Below are 18,649 nucleotides of genomic sequence, written 5' to 3' on the forward strand. Positions count from 1 at the left end.
TGATCACTCAGCCGTTTCCGCAGGAGTTACCGGTTCGCTGTACGTGCCGATCCGCTGCCCGAGCAGCGCCGCGGTCTCCCGCAGGAGCCGCTCCGCGATGACGTCGACCCTCCGGCTGCGCCAGGGTTCGAGGTCGGTGCCCTTCACCCAGGTGTTGAACGCCCCCATGGCCGGGCCGCAGTGGATCTGGTAGTCGACCCGCTGGTCGGTGCTGCCGCTCATCGCCAGCCGGGTGGAGTGGACGAAGTACCAGCGGAAGATGAGCGCCATCTTCTGCTTGGGGCTCCGTTCGATCTCGGCGAGCCGGTCGGGGAAGCGCCGGGCCAGATGCGCTCGGGTCTCCTCCCACACCTCGTCGATGGAGCGCTTGAAGTACTTGCCCTCCAGCGTGGCCCGGGTCCGGGCGTCCAGCTCGTCGATCGCGTTGTGCCGCAGGTACAGCTCGTACAGCTTCTGGGCGCGCGCGGTGAAGAAGGAGCCCTTCTTCACCGCCTGCACCCGGGCGCCGACCTCGAACATGTCCCCCGCCGGGGCGTAGTCGGTGTCGTGCACGCCGAGGTCCTGGAGGATGTCCTTGACGGCGTCGCTGGTGCCCGCCTCGACCGTGCACTGGTTGATGGAGCCGGTCACGATGAACTCGGCGCCCAGGGTGAAGGCCGCGAGCGCCGCCTCGGGGGCACCGATCCCGCCCGCGGCGCCGACCCGTACCTCGGCCGTCCGCGGGTAGCCCTCCTCGCGGGCCACGCGGTCGCGCAGCGCCCGCATCACGGGCATCAGCACATAGGCGTTGCCGCCGTCGGTGTGGCCCGCGGAGTCGGCCTCGACGCAGAGGTCCTGGGCGAGCGGGAGCCGGGCCCCGAGTTCGGCCTGCTCGGGGGTGACCAGGCCGCGGTCCAGCAGCTCCCGGATCAGCTGCGCGGGGGCGGAGCGCAGGAACCGCTCGGCGACCTCGGTGCGGGAGACCTTGGCGACGATGTGGTGGTCCTGCCGTATCCCGCCCTGCGCGTCGGTGCCGAGGCCGGCCAGCCGGTAGCGCACCAGCGGGAGCGTGGGCCTCAGGTAGGCCGACGCCTCCACGGAGCGCACGCCGTGGCGCAGGTACAGCTCCACCGTCCGCATTTCCAGCTCCGGCTCCTGCGGATTGCTGAGCAGGTTCGCTCCGTAGGCGCGGCCGGGGCGCAGCTCCCGCTTGATGCGGGTGATCGCGTCGTCGATGGCGTCCAGGGACAGCCCGCCGGTGCCGAGGAAGCCGAGCATCCCGGCGTTGCCGAGGGCGGTGACGAGCTCGACGGAGGCGATGCCCTTGTACATCGCGCCCGCGGCGTAGTTGTACTCGGTGCCGTGCGCCTCGCGGAAGCGGGGATTGCCGAGCGCCTGGGGCGGTATGGCGAGCCCTCCCGCGCGGTGGTGGTGCTGTGGTTCCACGGTGCCCTCGGTGTGCTGGATCCGCGCGGCGGGTTGCCGGGCGTCGTCGGAGGAGGCCGCGTCCTCCCAGGGGAAGACGCCCTGTTCGGCGTAGCGCCGGATGGCCCGTACGTTGCCGGGGTCCGCGAAGACCTCCCGGTTGGTGGCCAGCGCGACGCTCTTGGTGTCCTCGGGGATCGGGGACAGTTCGCGCAGGTACGCCTTGTAGCGCGCGACACCCTTCTTGGACAGCCGGCCCAGCCGTTGCAGATGGCGGCGCAGCAGCGCCTGGCTGTCGGTGTCGAGGGCGTCGACCAGGCCCCACTCGTGGGCTTGGCGGGCGTCGATGGTCTGGGTGGTCGCGGCGAGGTAGTGGGCGCGCTGGAAGCCGGTCCTGCGGATCAGATACGGCAGCACGACCGCCGGGATGAGCCCGAAGAGCAGCTCGGAGAGGCTGAACGAGGCGCTCTCGTCGGCGATCACGACATCGCTGGCCGCCACCAGGCCGACCCCGCCCGCGTTCGCCTTGCCCCGGACGTGCGCGACGGTGAGGACGTCCCCGTAGGCCATCCGCCGGAAGAGCTCGAACATGTGCTCAGGGTCGAACGCCGTGTCCTGGCCCTGGCGCGCCGCGTCGCTGATCGCCTGGAAGTCCGCGCCGAAGCAGAAGACCTCGGGCAGCCCTTCCAGGACGACGACGGTGGTGGTCGGTGAGGCGGAGGCCCTGATGTAGACGTCGTTCAGTTCGTGCACGAGGTCGGCGTTGATGGCGTTGCCCGCCTCGGGGCGGTGGATCCGCGCGAACAGCACGTTCTCCTGTTCGGTGACCCGCAGTGTGGTGAAGGTCAGTCGATCCATGCGTACTCCCGGTGGAAGTCCTTGATCGCCTTCAGTACGAGGCGGGGGGCCGACCCGGTGCCGCGCCCGGCGAGGGCCCGGTGGTCCTGCCGCACGACGGTGTCGCGGGTGCCGACGCGGACGAACTCGCTCTCCCTGAGCAGCGTGTCGTACTCGTCGAGGGAGAGCTGGTAGCGCGCGTCCAGGTGGTCCGCGATGCCCATGCCCTTCAGCCGGGCCGCGCCGTCCGGGGTCACCACGCCGCTGTAGAACTCGGAGCAGCAGCCCGATCCGTAGGAGAAGAGGCCCACGCGCTTGGGTGTGTCGAAGCCGCCGTTGCAGACGGTGCCCGCCAGGGAGAGGAAGACGGTCGCGCCCATGATGTTGCCGACGCGGCCGCAGTACGTCAGGCCGGGCATGACGCGCCGCTCGAAGTCCTCGGCGATCTCGGCGCCCTTGGCCTTGGCGACCTTGCGCATCATCGTGCGGTGGGCGCCCTTGACCATGCCGCCGAACGGCGTGTGGAAGGCGAGGTACTGGAAGGAGTCGCGGTAGTCGGCGCCCGCGACCTTCGCCTCGTACGCCAGGTAGGCCTTCTCGCAGCAGTCCAGGTACGACATCAGGGACAGGTCCACGTCGCCGGCTTCGCTGTCCGGCGCGGGACGGCAGGTGTCCATGACCTCGTAGCCGTAGTACCCGCTGGCTCCGACGTCCAGCTGGAAGACGTGCGGGACGTCGCTGACCAGCATGGCGACCGCTCCGGCGCCGCCGCTGGGCTCGGCGTAGGCCCAGTCCTGGGCGGCTGCCTCGTCACCGTCCTCCAGGATGTAGCGCGAGATGTCCGTCGCGATCACCAGGGCCTTCGCGCCCGGGGAGGTCCCCGAGAGGATGAAGTTGCAGGCCATCTGGAGCCCGGCGGTCCCGGCGTAGCACGCCTGCTTCAGCTCGAACATCCGGCAGTTGCGGCTCAGTCCCAGCTGGTCGTGGAGGTAGGTGCTGGCCGATTTCGAGAAGTCGAAGCCCGACTCGGTGCAGGTGATCAGCAGCTCGATGCTGTCCTTCTCCGCCGCGCTCATCCGGTCGAGGATGGGCCTTGCGGCGTTGGCCCCGAAGGTCACCGGGTCCTCGAATGGCAGCGCGACGGTCTTCTCCTTCATCAGCAGGTTGTTCAGCCTGGGGAGGTCGAGCTCCCGGTGCTTCGCCAGCTGCATGACGTCCAGCACGGCCGATCCGCCAAACACGTTCATCGCTTCGATACCGACGCGGGACATGACGTACGCTCTTCTGCTCTCTATGAGTCGCCTGTGCTCATGCACAGTGCGGTGTTGATGCCGCCGAACCCCATGCTCAGGCTCAGGCAGTGACGCACCTCGGCCTCCACGGCCTCGTCACGCACCCAGCGCAGGGAGGTGTCGATCGGGTCCGTGAGGTTGCGTGTCGGGTGCAGTCGTCCGTGCTTCATCTGGAGAAGCGCGGCGATGGCCTCAACGGCTCCGGCCGCCGTCAGGCCGTGACCGGTGATCGACTTCGTCGCGTTGATCGCGGCGTGGGTGAGCCCGCAGGCCCGCAGGGCCGCCACCTCGGTCTCGTCGCCGACGGGGGAGGCGGTGCCGTGGGGGTTGACGTAGTCGATGTCCCCGGCCGTCAGCCCGGCGCGGTCCAGGGCCTGCCGGATGGCCGCCGTCTCCCCGTGCAGGGAGGGGTTGGGGTTGCGGTTGCCGTCCAGCCGCACGGACCAGCCGCTGAGGTCGGCGTAGCGGGTCCGCTCCTGGTCGGGCCGGGCGCCCAGGCGCTCGATGACCAGTGCGCCGCATGCCTCGCCGAACACGAAGCCCGCCCGCTGCCGGTCGAACGGCCGGCAGGCCAGTGCCGGCGCGTCGGCGCACTCCTCCGGTGCCATCGCCCCCATCGAGTGCAGTCCCAGCAGCTCCCAGTACGACAGGTCCATCAGCGCGCCGAGGGCGACGCAGACGTCGACGCGGCCCGAGGCGACCGCCTCCGCCGCCTCGATGATCGCGAGCTGGCCGCTGGCCGAGGCTCCGCCCACGGTGTGGGCGAAGCCCCGGATGCCGAACGCGGAGGTGCACAGGCCGCACAGGTCGGTGTCCAGGAAGGACATGCCGTAGCTGGGTCGCAGGAAGCGCGGCTTGGCCCGGTGGCGGTCGTGCGCCAGCGCCAGTTCCCGCTGCTGGAGGTTGCTGCCTCCGACGACGAGACCGATGCGGTCGGGGTCGAACTCGTCCAGCCGGGCCTCCGTCCACGCCTCTTCGAGGGTGGCGAGGGCGACCTGGCCGGTGAGGGAGACGGTGCGCAGTTCGCGGGTGCCCAGCCGGGTGCCGGCTTCCAGCGCGGCGATCTCGGCGCCCGCGAACCGGGTGCCGAGCTGCCGGCCGGGGCGGTCCATGACCGCGAACCGGTGGGCCCCGGCGAACAGGGCCTGTGCGAAGGCGGCCTTGCCCTGGCCGATGGCGGTGGTGACGCCCAGCCCGGTGACGGCGATGCCGGCGGAGTCCCTCACGTCACCCGGCCTTGACCGCTGCTTTGCCGCTGAGGTGCTGGGCGAGCTCGCCCAGGTTCCGCGGGCCGTGGGTCTCGACCAGGGGTATGTCCAGGTCCATTCCCTCCAGCACGGTCATCACTATCTCCGCGCGGTCCATCGAGTCCGCGCCGAGGTCGTCCAGGGTGTCGGCGTCCGTCAGATCGCGGTCGGCGAGTTCGGGGAGGATCTCGCGAATCGCCTCGGCGATCAGGGAGAAGGTTTCTTCTTTCGTCATGTGCCCACCATCACTTGGGAAATTTGGCGAATAGGGATTGGGTGACCGGGTCATCCGAGGGCGTGGTCCGCCGCTGACCGGCGCAACTGGGAGAGGTCGGCTCCCGGCTGGGTCACGATTTTCAGCAGCAACCTCTCATAGGTCGCCGCCATGTCCTCGATCGTCTTCCTGGCGAACAGGTCGGTGCTGTACTCCAGATAGCCGTGCAGGCCCGCGGGGGTCTCCCGGACGACCAGGTTGAGGTCGAACTTGGCCACCCCGTTGTCGGTCCGCAGCGGCAAGAACGCCAGCTGCCCGGCGTCCTCGACCTCCGGCGCGGGTCCGGCCGCCGGCACCAGGTTGAACATGACCTGGAAGAGCGGCGAGTGGGCGGGGTCGGGCTTCGGGGCGAGCGCCGTGACCAGGTCGGCGAAGGGGATGTCCTTGTGCTCGTGGGCGGCCGCGGTGACCCGCTTGGCCTGCGTCAGGAGCTCGCCGAAGCCCTGGTCGGCGGTCACGTCCAGCCGCATCACCAGCACGTTGATGAAGTAGCCGACGAGGCGTTCCAGCTCCGGGCGCGGCCTGTTGGTCACCGGCGAGCCGATCGCCAGCTCGCGGTCCGGGGTGTACGCGCCGAGCAGCGCGGCGAACGCCGACAGGAGCGTCATGTAGAGCGTGCCGCCCTGCTCCTGGCTGAAGCGCTGGAGTGCTCCGAGCAGCTCCGCGGGGACCTTCACCTCGACCGACGATCCTCGGTACGACTTCACCGGGGGCCGTTGGTAGTCGGTCCGCAGCGACAGGCACGACGGCAGCCCGGCGAGCTGTGAGCGCCAGTACTCCTGCTGCCGCCGGCGGGCCGCCTCGTCCACGGCGCGCCGCTGCCAGTGTGCGAAGTCGGCGTACTGGACGGGCAGTTCCGGCAGATCGGGTTCGTCTCCCCGGCTGAGCGCCTGGTAGGCGGCGTTCAGTTCGGCCACGAAGACGCCGGTCGACCAGCCGTCGAAGATGCCCCAGGGCCGGGTCACCACGGCGACGTGCTCGTGCTCGGAGAGGGTCAGGATGTGGACGCGCAGCATGTTCCGGTCGTCGGGCCGGAACGGCCGTGCCTGTTCGGCGCGGAGCAGTTCGGCGACGGCGCCGTCCCCGCTGACGTCCTCGAAGGCGACGGCGAAGCCGGCGGCGTCGTTCACCCGCTGCGTGACGGTGGAGTCCGGGTGCCGGACGTAGCTCGTGCGCAGTATCGCGTGGCGGGCGACGAGCGCTTCGAAGGCGCGCGCGTAGGCCTGGCGGTCCAGCCTGCCGATGATCCGGTAGGCCATCTGCACGTTGTCGTACGACGATCCCAGGTGCTCGAGCGGGTTGAGGAACCACAGTTCGCTCTGCTGGAAGGCGAGCGGGGCGTCCGGGCCGCCGTCGGTGACGGGCAGCAGCGGGACGGCATCCGCCGGGGTGTTCCGGGGCGCCGTCTCCAGGACCTGGGCCATCTCGCCGATGGTGGCCCCGGCGAGGATCGTCTGGAGCGGCAGCTCCTTACCGGTCTCCTGTTTCACGCGGATGGTGAGCCGGGTGGCGAGCAGGGAGTGGCCTCCGAGGTCGAAGAAGCTGTCCTGGAGGCCGACGCGCTCCAGCCCGAGGACGTCCTGGACCAGTCGGCACAGGACGAGCTCGGCGTCGCTGCGGGGTGCGACGTAGACCTCCTTGTGGACATCGGCCTCGTCCGGCGCCGGCAGCGCCTGCTTGTCGACCTTGCCGTTGGGGGTGAGCGGCAGCTCCTCGAGCGCCACGAAGACGCTGGGCACCATGTACTCGGGCACCTTGCTCGACAGGTGCTCCTTGAGCGTCCGGGTCAGCGCCCGGCCGGTGCCCGCGATCTGCGGCACGTTCGCCAGAGAGGACTGCCGGTAGGGGGCACGGGCCCGGGCACGCGGCGGCTCGTCCTTGGCGAGGATCAGGTCGAGTCCGTCCAGCCGGTCCTGGGACCAGGTCACCGCGACGTGGTAGCCGAGCTCCTCGGCGTACTGGAGCGCGGATTCCAGCTCCCGCACCTGCGCGGCCGCCTCGTCGGACAGGCGGGAGGCGCCGGCCAGCGGCTCCACCTGCCGCTGGGCGGGCCAGCGGGTGACGCCCTGGCTCACCCGGACGTCGTCGGCGACCCTCGGGTTGCGCAGGCCGGTCACCCCGAACCGGCGGTGCCGGCCGTCGGTGAGGAGCGCGCGCAGCCGCTCCGGGGTGTCGGCTTCGAGCCACGGCAGGTCCTCGGCGGGCGCGGCCGCGCCCTTGGTGAGGACGACGTCGTAGCGGTAGCTGAGCATCTCGTTCTCGCCCAGTCCGCGCTTGACGGCGAGGTCGACCGAGCCGATCCGCGGCAGCCGCTCGGGGAGCCCGGCGAAGTAGCTGGGGCTGACGAGCAGCTCGGTCTCCTGCTGGCGGCGGCGCTGCACGTGGCGAGCCAGGGTGGCCGCCGGGACGCGCGCGGACAGGCGGCCGCGTTCGATCGCGCCCACGTGGGCGGAGAACAGGTCGAGGTTCCTGACGTCGCCGATCAGGATGCGGCCGCCGTCGGCGACGAGGGGCAGCAGCCGCTCGATCACCTCCTCCAGGTACAGCCGGTTGGGGAAGTACTGCACGACGGAGTTGATGACGACGGTGTCGAACTTCTCCGTTCCGGGGGGCACGGCCACCGACCGGGCGTCGCCCTGGCCGAGGGTGACGTGCGACCAGCCCCGGCGGTCCACGCCGCGCCGGACACCGGCCAGGGCCGAGGCGGAGATGTCGAAGGCGTGCACCTCTTCGCAGGCGCCCGCGTAGCGGAAGAGCAGGAGTCCGGTTCCGCAGCCGATCTCCAGGAGCCGCCGGGGGCGCAGCGCCTCGATCCGCCGGACCGTGCCGTCGATCCATTCGCGCATCTCGGCCTCGGGGATGTTGTCCCCGGTGTAACTGCTGTTCCAGCCGACGAGGTTGAGGTCGTCGGCGGTGTCCGCCTCCGTGGCGCCGCCGCGGGCGGCGGGCTCCGCGCCGTCCGCGGAGTACTGGTCCTCGAAGAGGTCCTGCCACTGCTCCAGGCGTTCGGCGTTCTGCTCCTGGGCGGTGCTGTCCAGCCAGTCCCCCGTGGGCCGTACGTAGGCGACGAGCTGCTTGGTCTCGCCGGTGGCCCGGGTGGTGACCACGGTGCTCCGCACGGCGGGATGGGACAGCAGCGCGTTCTCGATCTCACCGAGTTCCACGCGGAACCCGCGGACCTTGACCTGGTTGTCGATCCGGCCGATGAACTCCAGGGTGCCGTCGGGCAGCCAGCGGGCCAGGTCGCCCGTGCGGTACAGCCGGGCGCCGGGCTCGGCGGCGAAGGGGTCGGCGACGAACCGCCGCTCGGTCAGCTCGGGGTTGCCAAGGTAGCCGCGCGCCACCCCGGCGCCGCCGACGCACAGTTCGCCGACGACACCGAGCGCGACCGGCCGCAGGCTCTCGTCGAGTACGTAGGCGGTCGACTGGGCGATCGGCCGGCCGATCGGGATGACCGCGTCCTCGGCGAGGTCCCCGGGGATCACATGGCAGGTGGAGGCGATGCTGTTCTCGGTGGGGCCGTAGGCGTTGACGACCGTCAGCCCCGGGTGGTCCCGGTGGAGCCTGCGGACGTCCTTGGCGGAGAACGCCTCGCCGCCCACCCCCAGGTACTCCAGCGGCAGCCGCCGCCCCCGCGCGGCGTCGGCGAACGCGGGGAGGAAGGCGGCCGACAGGGCCATCATGGTCACGCCGGAGCGCTCGACGCGGTCGAGGAGCAGGCCGACGTCCTTGGAGTCGCCGTCGTGCAGGACCAGCCGCCCGCCGGACAGCAGCGGGCCGAGCACCTCCTGGGAGCCCACGTCGAACGAGATCGACGAGTGGTGGAGCATGACGGTGCGGTGGCTCGTCGGGAAGTAGTCGGGGTTGCGCACCAGGCGGACGACGCCCCGCTGCTCCACCAGGACGCCCTTGGGCAGCCCGGTGGAGCCCGAGGTGAAGATGGCGTAGGCGAGATGGCCGGGCGTGAGGCCCAGCTCAGCCCGCGACAGGTCGTGCTCCGGCTGGTCGGCGAGGACCTGGCCGCCGGGCCGGGTCCGGTCCTCGGCGCGCTCACCGGTATCCAGGTGGACGACCTGGGGGCGGTCGCCGTCACCCGTCCCGTCGAAGAGTGACCCCGGCAGCCGGGACTGGCTGAGCACGATGCCGACCCCGGAGCCGTCGACGAGGGCGCGTACGCGCTCCTGGGGGTAGGCCGGGTCGATGGGGACGTAGGCCCCGCCGGCCTTGAGGATGCCGAGCAGGCCGACCACCATCTCCGGCGAGCGCTGGGCGCACAGTCCGACGAGGGTGTCCGGGCCCACGCCCTGGCCGCGCAGGTAGTGCGCCACGCGGTTGGCCCGGGCGTTGGTCTGCGCGTACGTGAGCCGCTGGTCGCCGTACTCGACGGCGACGGCGTCCGGCCGCTCCCGCACCTGCTCCTCGAACAGCTCGAACAGGCAGTGGTCGTCAGGGTACGGCTTGGCCGTGTCGTTCCACTCGGTCAGGAGGCGGTGGCGCTCTTGCGGGGGCACGATGTCGATGTCGAGTGCCAGGGTGCCGGCGCCGTCGTCGGCGGCCAGGGCGGCGACGATCCCCGCCACCGCGGCCTCCACGTAGCCGAGCACCGCGTCCGGGGAGAGTACCGCGTCGACCTGTGCATTCAGCGAGAGTTCGGTTCCGGTGTCGTCGACCGACACGCCGACCGGGTAGTTGGTGCGGTCCAGCGATCCGAGCCAGCGGATGCCGAGGTCCTCCAGCGTGGCAGGGCCCTCGTCGCCGTGCCGGGGCTCGAAGTAGCGGTAGTTGATCATGGAGCTGAACAGGGTGGTGTCGCTGTCGAGTCCGCTGGACCGCTGGGCGAGGGTCAGGGCGCTCTGCTCGTAGGCGATCAGTTCCTTCAGCCCGGCGTCGACCTCGCGGACGAGGTCCTTGACGGTCCGGTCGCGCAGCGGGACCCGCAGGGGCAGGGTGTTGATGAAGTTGCCGAGCATCCGCTCGACGCCCGGGACGCCTTGGAGGCGCCCGGAGAGGACCGTGCCGAAGACCACGTCGTCGCGTCCGCTGCTCGCCGCGGCCACCAGGGCCCACGCGGCGTGGAAGAGGCCGGCCGGGCTGATGCGCAGCCGCTGGGCCGCCGCGCGCAGGTCGCGTGTCAGCCCGGCCGGGAGCGAGCGGCGCAGGTCGCGGACCCGGCTGCCGTCGCCGTGCACGTCCACCAGCTGGAACGGCGTGGTCGGCTCGGTGACGTCGCCCAGCCGGCCGCGGAAGTACGCCTCCGCGTCGTTCGACGCCAGCTGGTGCAGGGTGTGGCCGACGAAGTCGCGGTAGGCCGGGGGCGGCGCCGGCTGTGCCGAGCGGCCGGCCATGTGGGCGGCCAGCTCTTCGAGGATGAGCCGCAGCGAGGTGGCGTCCTCGATGAGGTGGTGGACGCTCAGCAGCAGGAAGCGCCGCTCGGAGTGCGGATCGGCGGCGACCGCGAGCCGCAGCAGCGGCGCCCGGTCCAGGCGCATGCCGCCGGGCTCGGCCAGCCACGCGCGGGCCTGCCGCTCGGCGTCCTCGCCGGGGTCGAGGGTCAGCCGCTCGACGTCGAGGCGGACGTCGCGCAGCACGACCTGCACCGGTTCGGGCGCGCTGCCGGTGATGACGGCGGTGCGCATGACGTCGTGGCGGTCGACCAGCGCCTGGAGCGCGGCCACGAAGGTGTCGCACACGCGCTGGTCCGGGGCGGCGAGCAGGATGGGGATGACGTACGGGTCGTGCGCGGGGTCCATCAGGTGATGGAAGAGGATGCCTTCCTGCGACGGCACGAGGGGATAGATGTCCTGCACGTTGGGGGCGCCGCCGGGCACCTCGGCCACGATCGAGTCGATCTCGGCCTGGGTGAGCCGGACCAGCGGGAGCATGTCCGGCGTGATCCGCTCGCAGGCGCGCGGGATGAGGTTGTCAGGGACCTCGTAGCCGGGGCCGGTGGTCTCGCCGCGGTCGATCTCGGCCGCCAGGTCGGCCAGCGTGGGGCTGTTGAAGACGCCGCGCACGGTGACGTCGAGCCCGTGCTCCTTCAGTCGGGCGATCAGGACGGTGATGAGCAGCGAGTGCCCGCCCAGCGCGAAGAAGTTGTCGTTGGCGCCGACGCGTGCCTCGTCGAAGTCCAGCAGCTCCGCCCAGGCGGTGGCGAGGATCCGCTCGGTGGGGGTGCTCGGCGCCTGGTACGCGCGCCGGGCGTAGGCGTCGATCCCCGGTGCGGGCAGCGCCTTGCGGTCGAGCTTGCCGTTGGCGGTGAGGGGCAGCCGCTCCAGGGCCACGAAGGCGCTGGGGACCATGTAGTCGGGCAGCGTCCGCCGCAGATGGCGGGCCAGTTCGGCGGAGTGGTCGGCGGTGTCGGGCGTGTCCGCCAGGACGACGTAGGCCACCAGCTGTCTGTCGCCGGGCTGGTCCTCACGGGCCAGGACCGCGCAGGAGCGCACGGCGGGGTGCGCGTCGAGTCCGGCCTCGATCTCGCCGAGTTCGATGCGGAAACCCCGGATCTTGACCTGGTCGTCGTTGCGGCCCAGGTACTCCAACGAGCCGTCCGGCAGCCAGCGCGCCAGGTCCCCCGTCCGGTACATCCGAGCACCCGCCTCCCCGCAGAACGGGTCATCCAGGAAACGCTCGGCGGTCAACCCGGGACGATTGAGATAGCCGCGGGCCACACCCGCGCCGCCTATGTACAGCTCACCGACGGCTCCGATGGGCGCCGGCCGCCCGTGCCGGTCCAGCACATAGGTGCGCAGGTCGGGGATGCGCCGGCCGATCGGGCTGACCGTCCGCTCCGCGTCGGCCTCGGTCAGCGGGCGGTAGGTCACGTGCACGGTGGTCTCGGTGATCCCGTACATGTTGACCAGCTCGGTACCCCGATTGGCCGCGCGGCCCATCCAGGGCTTCAGCGACGCCACATCCAGCGCCTCACCACCGAATACCACCACCCGCAGCGCATGCGGCCGCGGATCCTCGCCCTGCGCCGCCACCAACTGCCTAAACGCACTCGGCGTCTGATTCAGGACGGTGACACCCGACGCACACAGCAGCCGATAGAAGTCACCAGGGCTACGGGTCATCGCCTGCGGCACGATCACCAGACGCCCACCGTGCAACAGCGCGCCCCAGATCTCCCACACCGAGAAGTCGAACGCGAAGGAGTGGAACAGCGTCCACACATCCCGCGCACCGAAACGGAACCACTCATCCGTCGAGGTGAACAACCGCGTCACATTACGGTGCTCGACCATCACCCCCTTCGGCGTCCCCGTCGAACCCGACGTGTAGATCACGTACGCGACGTGCGAGGGCGTCAGGCCCGGCACCGTCAGGTCCTCCGCGGCAAGCCCCGCCCACAGCCCGGCGTCCGCCCGCACATCCACCACCGGGATCGCCGAGACGTCCAGGCCGTCCGGCACCGGACCGTCCGTCAGCAGGACGCGGGGGGCGCTGTCCTCGATCTGGAACGCCAGGCGCTCCTTGGGCGAGGCCGGGTCCAGCGGGACGTACGCGGCGCCCGCCTTCAACACCGCGAGCACACTGACCGCGATGTGTTCACTGCGCGGCAGGCACAGGGCCACCAGCACATCCGGCCCCACCCCCAGAGCGCGCAGGTGGCGCGCCAGCCGGTTGGCCCGCGCGTTCAGCTCCCCATACGAGACCGTCCGCCCCTCGCACTCCAGCGCCACCGCCTCCGGCGACCCGGCCGCGACCTCCTCGAACCACTCATGCAGGCAACGGTCGTCGGACTCGGTGCGGGGGACGGTGTTCCACTCGTGCAGCACCTGACGCCGCTCGGCCTCGTCCAGGGTGCTGAGCCGGGAGATCCGCTCCTGCGGCTCCGCGACGACGGCGTGCAGCAGGGCGGTGTAGTGGCGTACGAACCGCTGGACGGTCTCCCGGTCGAACAGGCTGGTGTTGTACTCGACGGCGCCGACCAGCCCGTCCGGCGTCTCGCGCAGGTCGAGCGTGGCATCGAACTTCGTGATGTCGAAGTCGAACTCGATGAGGGAGACGTCGAGCTCGCCCAGCCTCACCCGGCTGTCGGCCTGCGCCTCCTGGAGGACGAACGCCACCTGGAAGACCGGTGAGTGGCTGAGGCTGCGCTCCAGCTGGAGGGCGTCCACCACGGCCTCGAACGGAACGTCCTGGTGGCCGTAGGCCTGGAGCGCGACGTCCTTCACCCGCCCGAGCAGCTCGGCGAAGGTCGGGTCCCCCGCGAGGTCGGCTCGCATGACCAGCGTGTTGGCGAAGAAGCCGATCAGGCCCTCGGCCTCGATGCGGTTGCGGTTGGCGACGGGGGTGCCGATGGCGATGTCGGTCTGTTCGCTGTAGTGGTTCAGCAGCAGCGCGTAGACCGACAGGAGGGTCATGTACAGCGTGACGTCGTGCTGCGCGCTGAGTTCCTTCAGCCGCCGCAGCAGCTCCTGCGGGAGGTGGAACCGCTCGTGCGCGCCCTGGTACGTCTTGATCGCGGGCCGTATCCGGTCCGCCGGCAGGGACAGGTGGGGGTCGATCCCGGCGAGCTGCTGCTTCCAGTAGTCGACCTGGCGGGCCTGGACCTCGTCGACGAGCCACTGGCGCTGCCAGTGCGCGTAGTCCGCGTACTGGATGGGCAGCGGTTCGAGCGGCGACGGATCGCCCGCGCAGAACGCCTCGTAGAGCGCGACCATCTCGCGGAAGAAGACGCCGAGCGACCATCCGTCCGACACGCTGTGGTGCATGGTCACGAGCAGGATGTGCTCCCGCGCGGACTGCCGCAGCAGCCGGACCCTGATCAGCGCTTCGCGTTCGAGGTCGAAGGGCGCCACCGCCTCCCGCTCGCAGATCGCGGGCAGCTCGGCGGGGTCGGCGAGCTCCTCCTCGCGGACGGCGAAGTCCCGGCCGTCGCCGATGTGCTGGTACGGGACTCCGTCCCGCTCGACGAAGCGGGTCCGCAGGACCTCGTGCCGCTGGACGATCTCCTCCAGGGCGCGCAGCAGCGCCGCGCGGTCCAGCGGTCCGCGCAGCCGCATCGCCATCGGGATGTTGTAGTACGCGCTGGTGCCGTCCAGCTTGGCCAGGAACCACAGCCGCTGCTGGGCGAAGGACAGCTGGACGGGCTGATCGTCGGAGCGGGGGTGCGGCCTGATCGCCTCCAGGGCGGACAGGTCGACGCCCTGCTTCTTGAGCATCGCTATCAGGGCGCGCTGCTGCCTGGCCGGCAGGGACTTGATCTTCCTGATCAGATCCAGCGGGTTGTCGTCGTTCGTCATGCTCATCATCGGCCCCGTGGTCACTAGATCTGGCCTTCCAACGCGTCCAGCTCTTCTTCACTCATGTTCTCGATGAGGTCGATGCTCTCCAGGATCCTGGCCATGTCGAGCGTCCCCCCGCCGGCGTCCATGGGAGTACGCCGTTCCAGCTCAGCGGCCATCTCGGCGAGCGTGGGCCCGTCGAAGACGGCCTGGATGGGCAGCTCCGCGCCGGTCGTCTGCGCCAGCCGGTTGACCAGCCGGGTCACCAGCAGCGAATTGCCCCCCAGCGAGAAGAAGTCGCTGTCGGTGCCCAGGTCGCCGGCGTCTGTGCGCAGGAGCTCCGCCCAGACGGCCGCGACGGTCCGCTCCGACTCCGTCCGGGGCGCCGTCCGGTGCTCCTTGTGCCGCCGGTGGCTCTCCGGCGCGGGGAGGGCGCGGTGGTCCAGCTTGCCGTTCTGCGTCAGCGGCAGCTCCTCCAGCAGGACATGGGCGGCGGGGACCATGTACTCGGGCAGGGTGTCGCACAGGGCGCTGCGCACGTCCGCGAGCAGGGCGGCCGGGCTGGACCAGCGGGGCGCGCCGTCGCCCGGTGAGCCGTGGCCCTCCGCCGGTGGTGCGTCGGGCCGGCGGGCGTAGACGTTGTACAGCGTCGTGTTGCGCAGCAGTCGGTTGTCCTGCTCGCAGACGACGTCGTAGCCGAGGGCCTTGAGCAGGGTGACGATCTTCTCCAGCTGGCCGTTGACGTCGTGGAGTTCCACCACCAGCTGCCGGATCTTGGGCCAGTCCCGCCAGTGGATGCCCTTGAGCACCTCGTACTCGGCGTTCTCCACGTCGATCTTCAGCAGGTCGATCCGGTCGATCGACTCCTCGCTGATGATCTCCGAGAGGGTCCTGAGGCGGCAGGTGAACTGCTCGCTGTCGAGCCGGGCGTCGACCAGCTCGTCGACGAGCTCGTCGCCCGCCGCCGTGCCGGCCGTGCCGTCCTCGGTGAGCTCTTCCTGGTTGCGGAGGTAGGAGCGGACCATCTCGTGGGCCTGCTCGGCGGTGGTCACGCTGGAGGAGATGACCGTGTTGTGGCGGTAGAAGGTGAAGGTCTCCTCCGTGGCCTCCGCCGCGAGGCCGCAGTCGTACACCTTGGCGTTCAGGCCGTGGAGCTCGACATTGCGGCGCAGCGAGTCGAAGACCGGGGGGATGGGCTCGAAGGCGTGGATCTCCGTGTCGGGGCAGCGGCTGCCCGCGAAGAGCGTGAACATGCCGATGTTGGCACCCACGTCGAAGATGCGGTCGCCGTCGCGGATGGTGATCCCGTTCCGCAGGTATTCGAGGTTGGTGAAGATCTCGTCGTAGACGAAGTCGGTCTCGCTCTTGTTCTGCTGGAAGACCGTCATGCCGTTGGGGAGTTCATACGTGCGCTCGAGCGCTTCCGGCTCGGTGCGGCCGATGCGCAGCAGCTCCCGCACGGCGGGCGCCCGCTCGGCGGACGGCACCAGATAGGCGACCAGGCGGCGGTCGTGCTCGTCGTACTCGCGCACCACGACGCGGGCGTCCTGGAGGGCGGGGTGTTCGCCGAGCCTCGCCTCGATCTCGCCGAGTTCGATGCGGAAACCCCGGATCTTGACCTGGTCGTCGTTGCGGCCCAGGTACTCCAACGAGCCGTCCGGCAGCCAGCGCGCCAGGTCCCCCGTCCGGTACATCCGAGCACCCGCCTCCCCGCAGAACGGGTCATCCAGGAAACGCTCGGCAGTCAGCCCGGGACGATTGAGATAGCCCCGCGCCACACCCGCGCCCCCGACGTACAGCTCGCCCACCGCACCGATCGGCGCCGGCCGACCGCGATGGTCCAGGATGTAGGTCCGCAGATCGGGGATGCGCGCGCCGATGGGGCTGACCGTCCGCTCGGCGTCGGCCTCGGTCAGCGGGCGGTAGGTCACGTGCACGGTGGTCTCGGTGATCCCGTACATGTTGACCAGCTCGGTACCCCGATTGGCCGCGCGGCCCATCCAGGGCTTCAGCGACGCCACATCCAGCGCCTCACCACCGAATACCACCACCCGCAGCGCATGCGGCCGCGGATCCTCGCCCTGCGCCGCCACCAACTGCCTAAACGCACTCGGCGTCTGATTCAGGACGGTGACACCCGACGCACACAGCAGCCGATAGAAGTCACCAGGGCTACGGGTCATCGCCTGCGGCACGATCACCAGACGCCCACCGTGCAACAGCGCGCCCCAGATCTCCCACACCGAGAAGTCGAACGCGAAGGAGTGGAACAGCGTCCACACATCCCGCGCACCGAAACGGAACCACTCATCCGTCGAGGTGAACAACCGCGTCACATTACGGTGCTCGACCATCACCCCCTTCGGCGTCCCCGTCGAACCCGACGTGTAGATCACGTACGCGACGTGCGAGGGCGTCAGGCCCGGCACCGTCAGGTCCTCCGCGGCAAGCCCCGCCCACAGCCCGGCGTCCGCCCGCACATCCACCACCGGGATCGCCGAGACGTCCAGGCCGTCCGGCACCGGACCGTCCGTCAGCAGGACGCGGGGGGCGCTGTCCTCGATCTGGAACGCCAGGCGCTCCTTGGGCGAGGCCGGGTCCAGCGGGACGTACGCGGCGCCCGCCTTCAACACCGCGAGCACACTGACCGCGATGTGTTCACTGCGCGGCAGGCACAGGGCCACCAGCACATCCGGCCCCACCCCCAGAGCGCGCAGGTGGCGCGCCAGCCGGTTGGCCCGCGCGTTCAGCTCCCCATACGAGACCGTCCGCCCCTCGCACTCCAGCGCCACCGCCTCCGGCGACCCGGCCGCGACCTCCTCGAACCACTCATGCAGGCAACGGTCGTCGGACTCGGTGCGGGGGACGGTGTTCCACTCGTGCAGCACCTGACGCCGCTCGGCCTCGTCCAGGGTGCTGAGCCGGGAGATCCGCTCCTGCGGCTCCGCGACGACGGCGTGCAGCAGGGCGGTGTAGTGGCGTACGAACCGCTGGACGGTCTCCCGGTCGAACAGGCTGGTGTTGTACTCGACGGCGCCGACCAGCCCGTCCGGCGTCTCGCGCAGGTCGAGCGTGGCATCGAACTTCGTGATGTCGAAGTCGAACTCGATGAGGGAGACGTCGAGCTCGCCCAGCCTCACCCGGCTGTCGGCCTGCGCCTCCTGGAGGACGAACGCCACCTGGAAGACCGGTGAGTGGCTGAGGCTGCGCTCCAGCTGGAGGGCGTCCACCACGGCCTCGAACGGAACGTCCTGGTGGCCGTAGGCCTGGAGCGCGACGTCCTTCACCCGCCCGAGCAGCTCGGCGAAGGTCGGGTCCCCCGCGAGGTCGGCTCGCATGACCAGCGTGTTGGCGAAGAAGCCGATCAGGCCCTCGGCCTCGATGCGGTTGCGGTTGGCGACGGGGGTGCCGATGGCGATGTCGGTCTGTTCGCTGTAGTGGTTCAGCAGCAGCGCGTAGACCGACAGGAGGGTCATGTACAGCGTGACGTCGTGCTGCGCGCTGAGTTCCTTCAGCCGCCGCAGCAGCTCCTGCGGGAGGTGGAACCGCTCGTGCGCGCCCTGGTACGTCTTGATCGCGGGCCGTATCCGGTCCGCCGGCAGGGACAGGTGGGGGTCGATCCCGGCGAGCTGCTGCTTCCAGTAGTCGACCTGGCGGGCCTGGACCTCGTCGACGAGCCACTGGCGCTGCCAGTGCGCGTAGTCCGCGTACTGGATGGGCAGCGGTTCGAGCGGCGACGGATCGCCCGCGCAGAACGCCTCGTAGAGCGCGACCATCTCGCGGAAGAAGACGCCGAGCGACCATCCGTCCGACACGCTGTGGTGCATGGTCACGAGCAGGATGTGCTCCCGCGCGGACTGCCGCAGCAGCCGGACCCTGATCAGCGCTTCGCGTTCGAGGTCGAAGGGCGCCACCGCCTCCCGCTCGCAGATCGCGGGCAGCTCGGCGGGGTCGGCGAGCTCCTCCTCGCGGACGGCGAAGTCCCGGCCGTCGCCGATGTGCTGGTACGGGACTCCGTCCCGCTCGACGAAGCGGGTCCGCAGGACCTCGTGCCGCTGGACGATCTCCTCCAGGGCGCGCAGCAGCGCCGCGCGGTCCAGCGGTCCGCGCAGCCGCATCGCCATCGGGATGTTGTAGTACGCGCTGGTGCCGTCCAGCTTGGCCAGGAACCACAGCCGCTGCTGGGCGAAGGACAGCTGGACGGGCTGATCGTCGGAGCGGGGGTGCGGCCTGATCGCCTCCAGGGCGGACAGGTCGACGCCCTGCTTCTTGAGCATCGCTATCAGGGCGCGCTGCTGCCTGGCCGGCAGGGACTTGATCTTCCTGATCAGATCCAGCGGGTTGTCGTCGTTCGTCATGCTCATC

At 70.6% G+C, this 18,649-nt stretch carries 6 protein-coding genes; all 6 read right to left on the reverse strand.

Features of this window, described 5'->3' with window-relative positions:
• Positions 1-3: 3 nt before the first annotated feature.
• Genes ACQUSR_RS00910 through ACQUSR_RS00935 form a run of 6 tightly spaced genes read right to left on the reverse strand, consistent with a single transcriptional unit; the run spans position 4 to position 18,642 of the window.
• Positions 4-2,262, reverse strand: a complete 2,259-nt coding sequence (locus ACQUSR_RS00910) for an enoyl-CoA hydratase/isomerase (RefSeq protein ID WP_431040580.1) — start codon at positions 2,260-2,262, stop codon at positions 4-6.
• Positions 2,250-3,512, reverse strand: a complete 1,263-nt coding sequence (locus ACQUSR_RS00915; protein WP_431040581.1) for a hydroxymethylglutaryl-CoA synthase family protein — start codon at positions 3,510-3,512, stop codon at positions 2,250-2,252. The genes ACQUSR_RS00910 and ACQUSR_RS00915 overlap by 13 nt, the downstream gene beginning before the upstream one ends.
• Before the next feature lie 20 nt (positions 3,513-3,532).
• Complete coding sequence (locus ACQUSR_RS00920; RefSeq protein WP_431040582.1) at positions 3,533-4,759, reverse strand: beta-ketoacyl synthase N-terminal-like domain-containing protein; 1,227 nt, start codon at positions 4,757-4,759, stop codon at positions 3,533-3,535.
• Position 4,760: 1 nt separating this feature from the next.
• Positions 4,761-5,015, reverse strand: coding sequence for an acyl carrier protein (locus tag ACQUSR_RS00925; RefSeq protein WP_431040583.1), 255 nt, complete (start codon positions 5,013-5,015; stop codon positions 4,761-4,763).
• 50 nt (positions 5,016-5,065) lie between these two features.
• The gene (locus tag ACQUSR_RS00930) at positions 5,066-14,302 is read right to left on the reverse strand and encodes an amino acid adenylation domain-containing protein (protein ID WP_431040584.1); all 9,237 of its coding nucleotides are present in this window, start codon (positions 14,300-14,302) and stop codon (positions 5,066-5,068) included.
• 23 nt (positions 14,303-14,325) lie between these two features.
• Positions 14,326-18,642, reverse strand: coding sequence for an amino acid adenylation domain-containing protein (locus ACQUSR_RS00935; RefSeq protein ID WP_431040585.1), 4,317 nt, complete (start codon positions 18,640-18,642; stop codon positions 14,326-14,328).
• Positions 18,643-18,649: the final 7 nt, after the last annotated feature.

The organism is Streptomyces sp. P1-3, from assembly GCF_050613155.1.
GTDB lineage: Bacteria > Actinomycetota > Actinomycetes > Streptomycetales > Streptomycetaceae > Streptomyces.

Coding starts and splice junctions, on each gene's coding strand:
- ACQUSR_RS00930 (WP_431040584.1), bottom strand. CDS start 14,302: ATGACGAACGACGACAACCCGCTGGATCTGATCAGGAAGATCAAGTCC.
- ACQUSR_RS00915 (WP_431040581.1), bottom strand. CDS start 3,512: ATGTCCCGCGTCGGTATCGAAGCGATGAACGTGTTTGGCGGATCGGCC.
- ACQUSR_RS00925 (WP_431040583.1), bottom strand. CDS start 5,015: ATGACGAAAGAAGAAACCTTCTCCCTGATCGCCGAGGCGATTCGCGAG.
- ACQUSR_RS00910 (WP_431040580.1), bottom strand. CDS start 2,262: ATGGATCGACTGACCTTCACCACACTGCGGGTCACCGAACAGGAGAAC.
- ACQUSR_RS00935 (WP_431040585.1), bottom strand. CDS start 18,642: ATGACGAACGACGACAACCCGCTGGATCTGATCAGGAAGATCAAGTCC.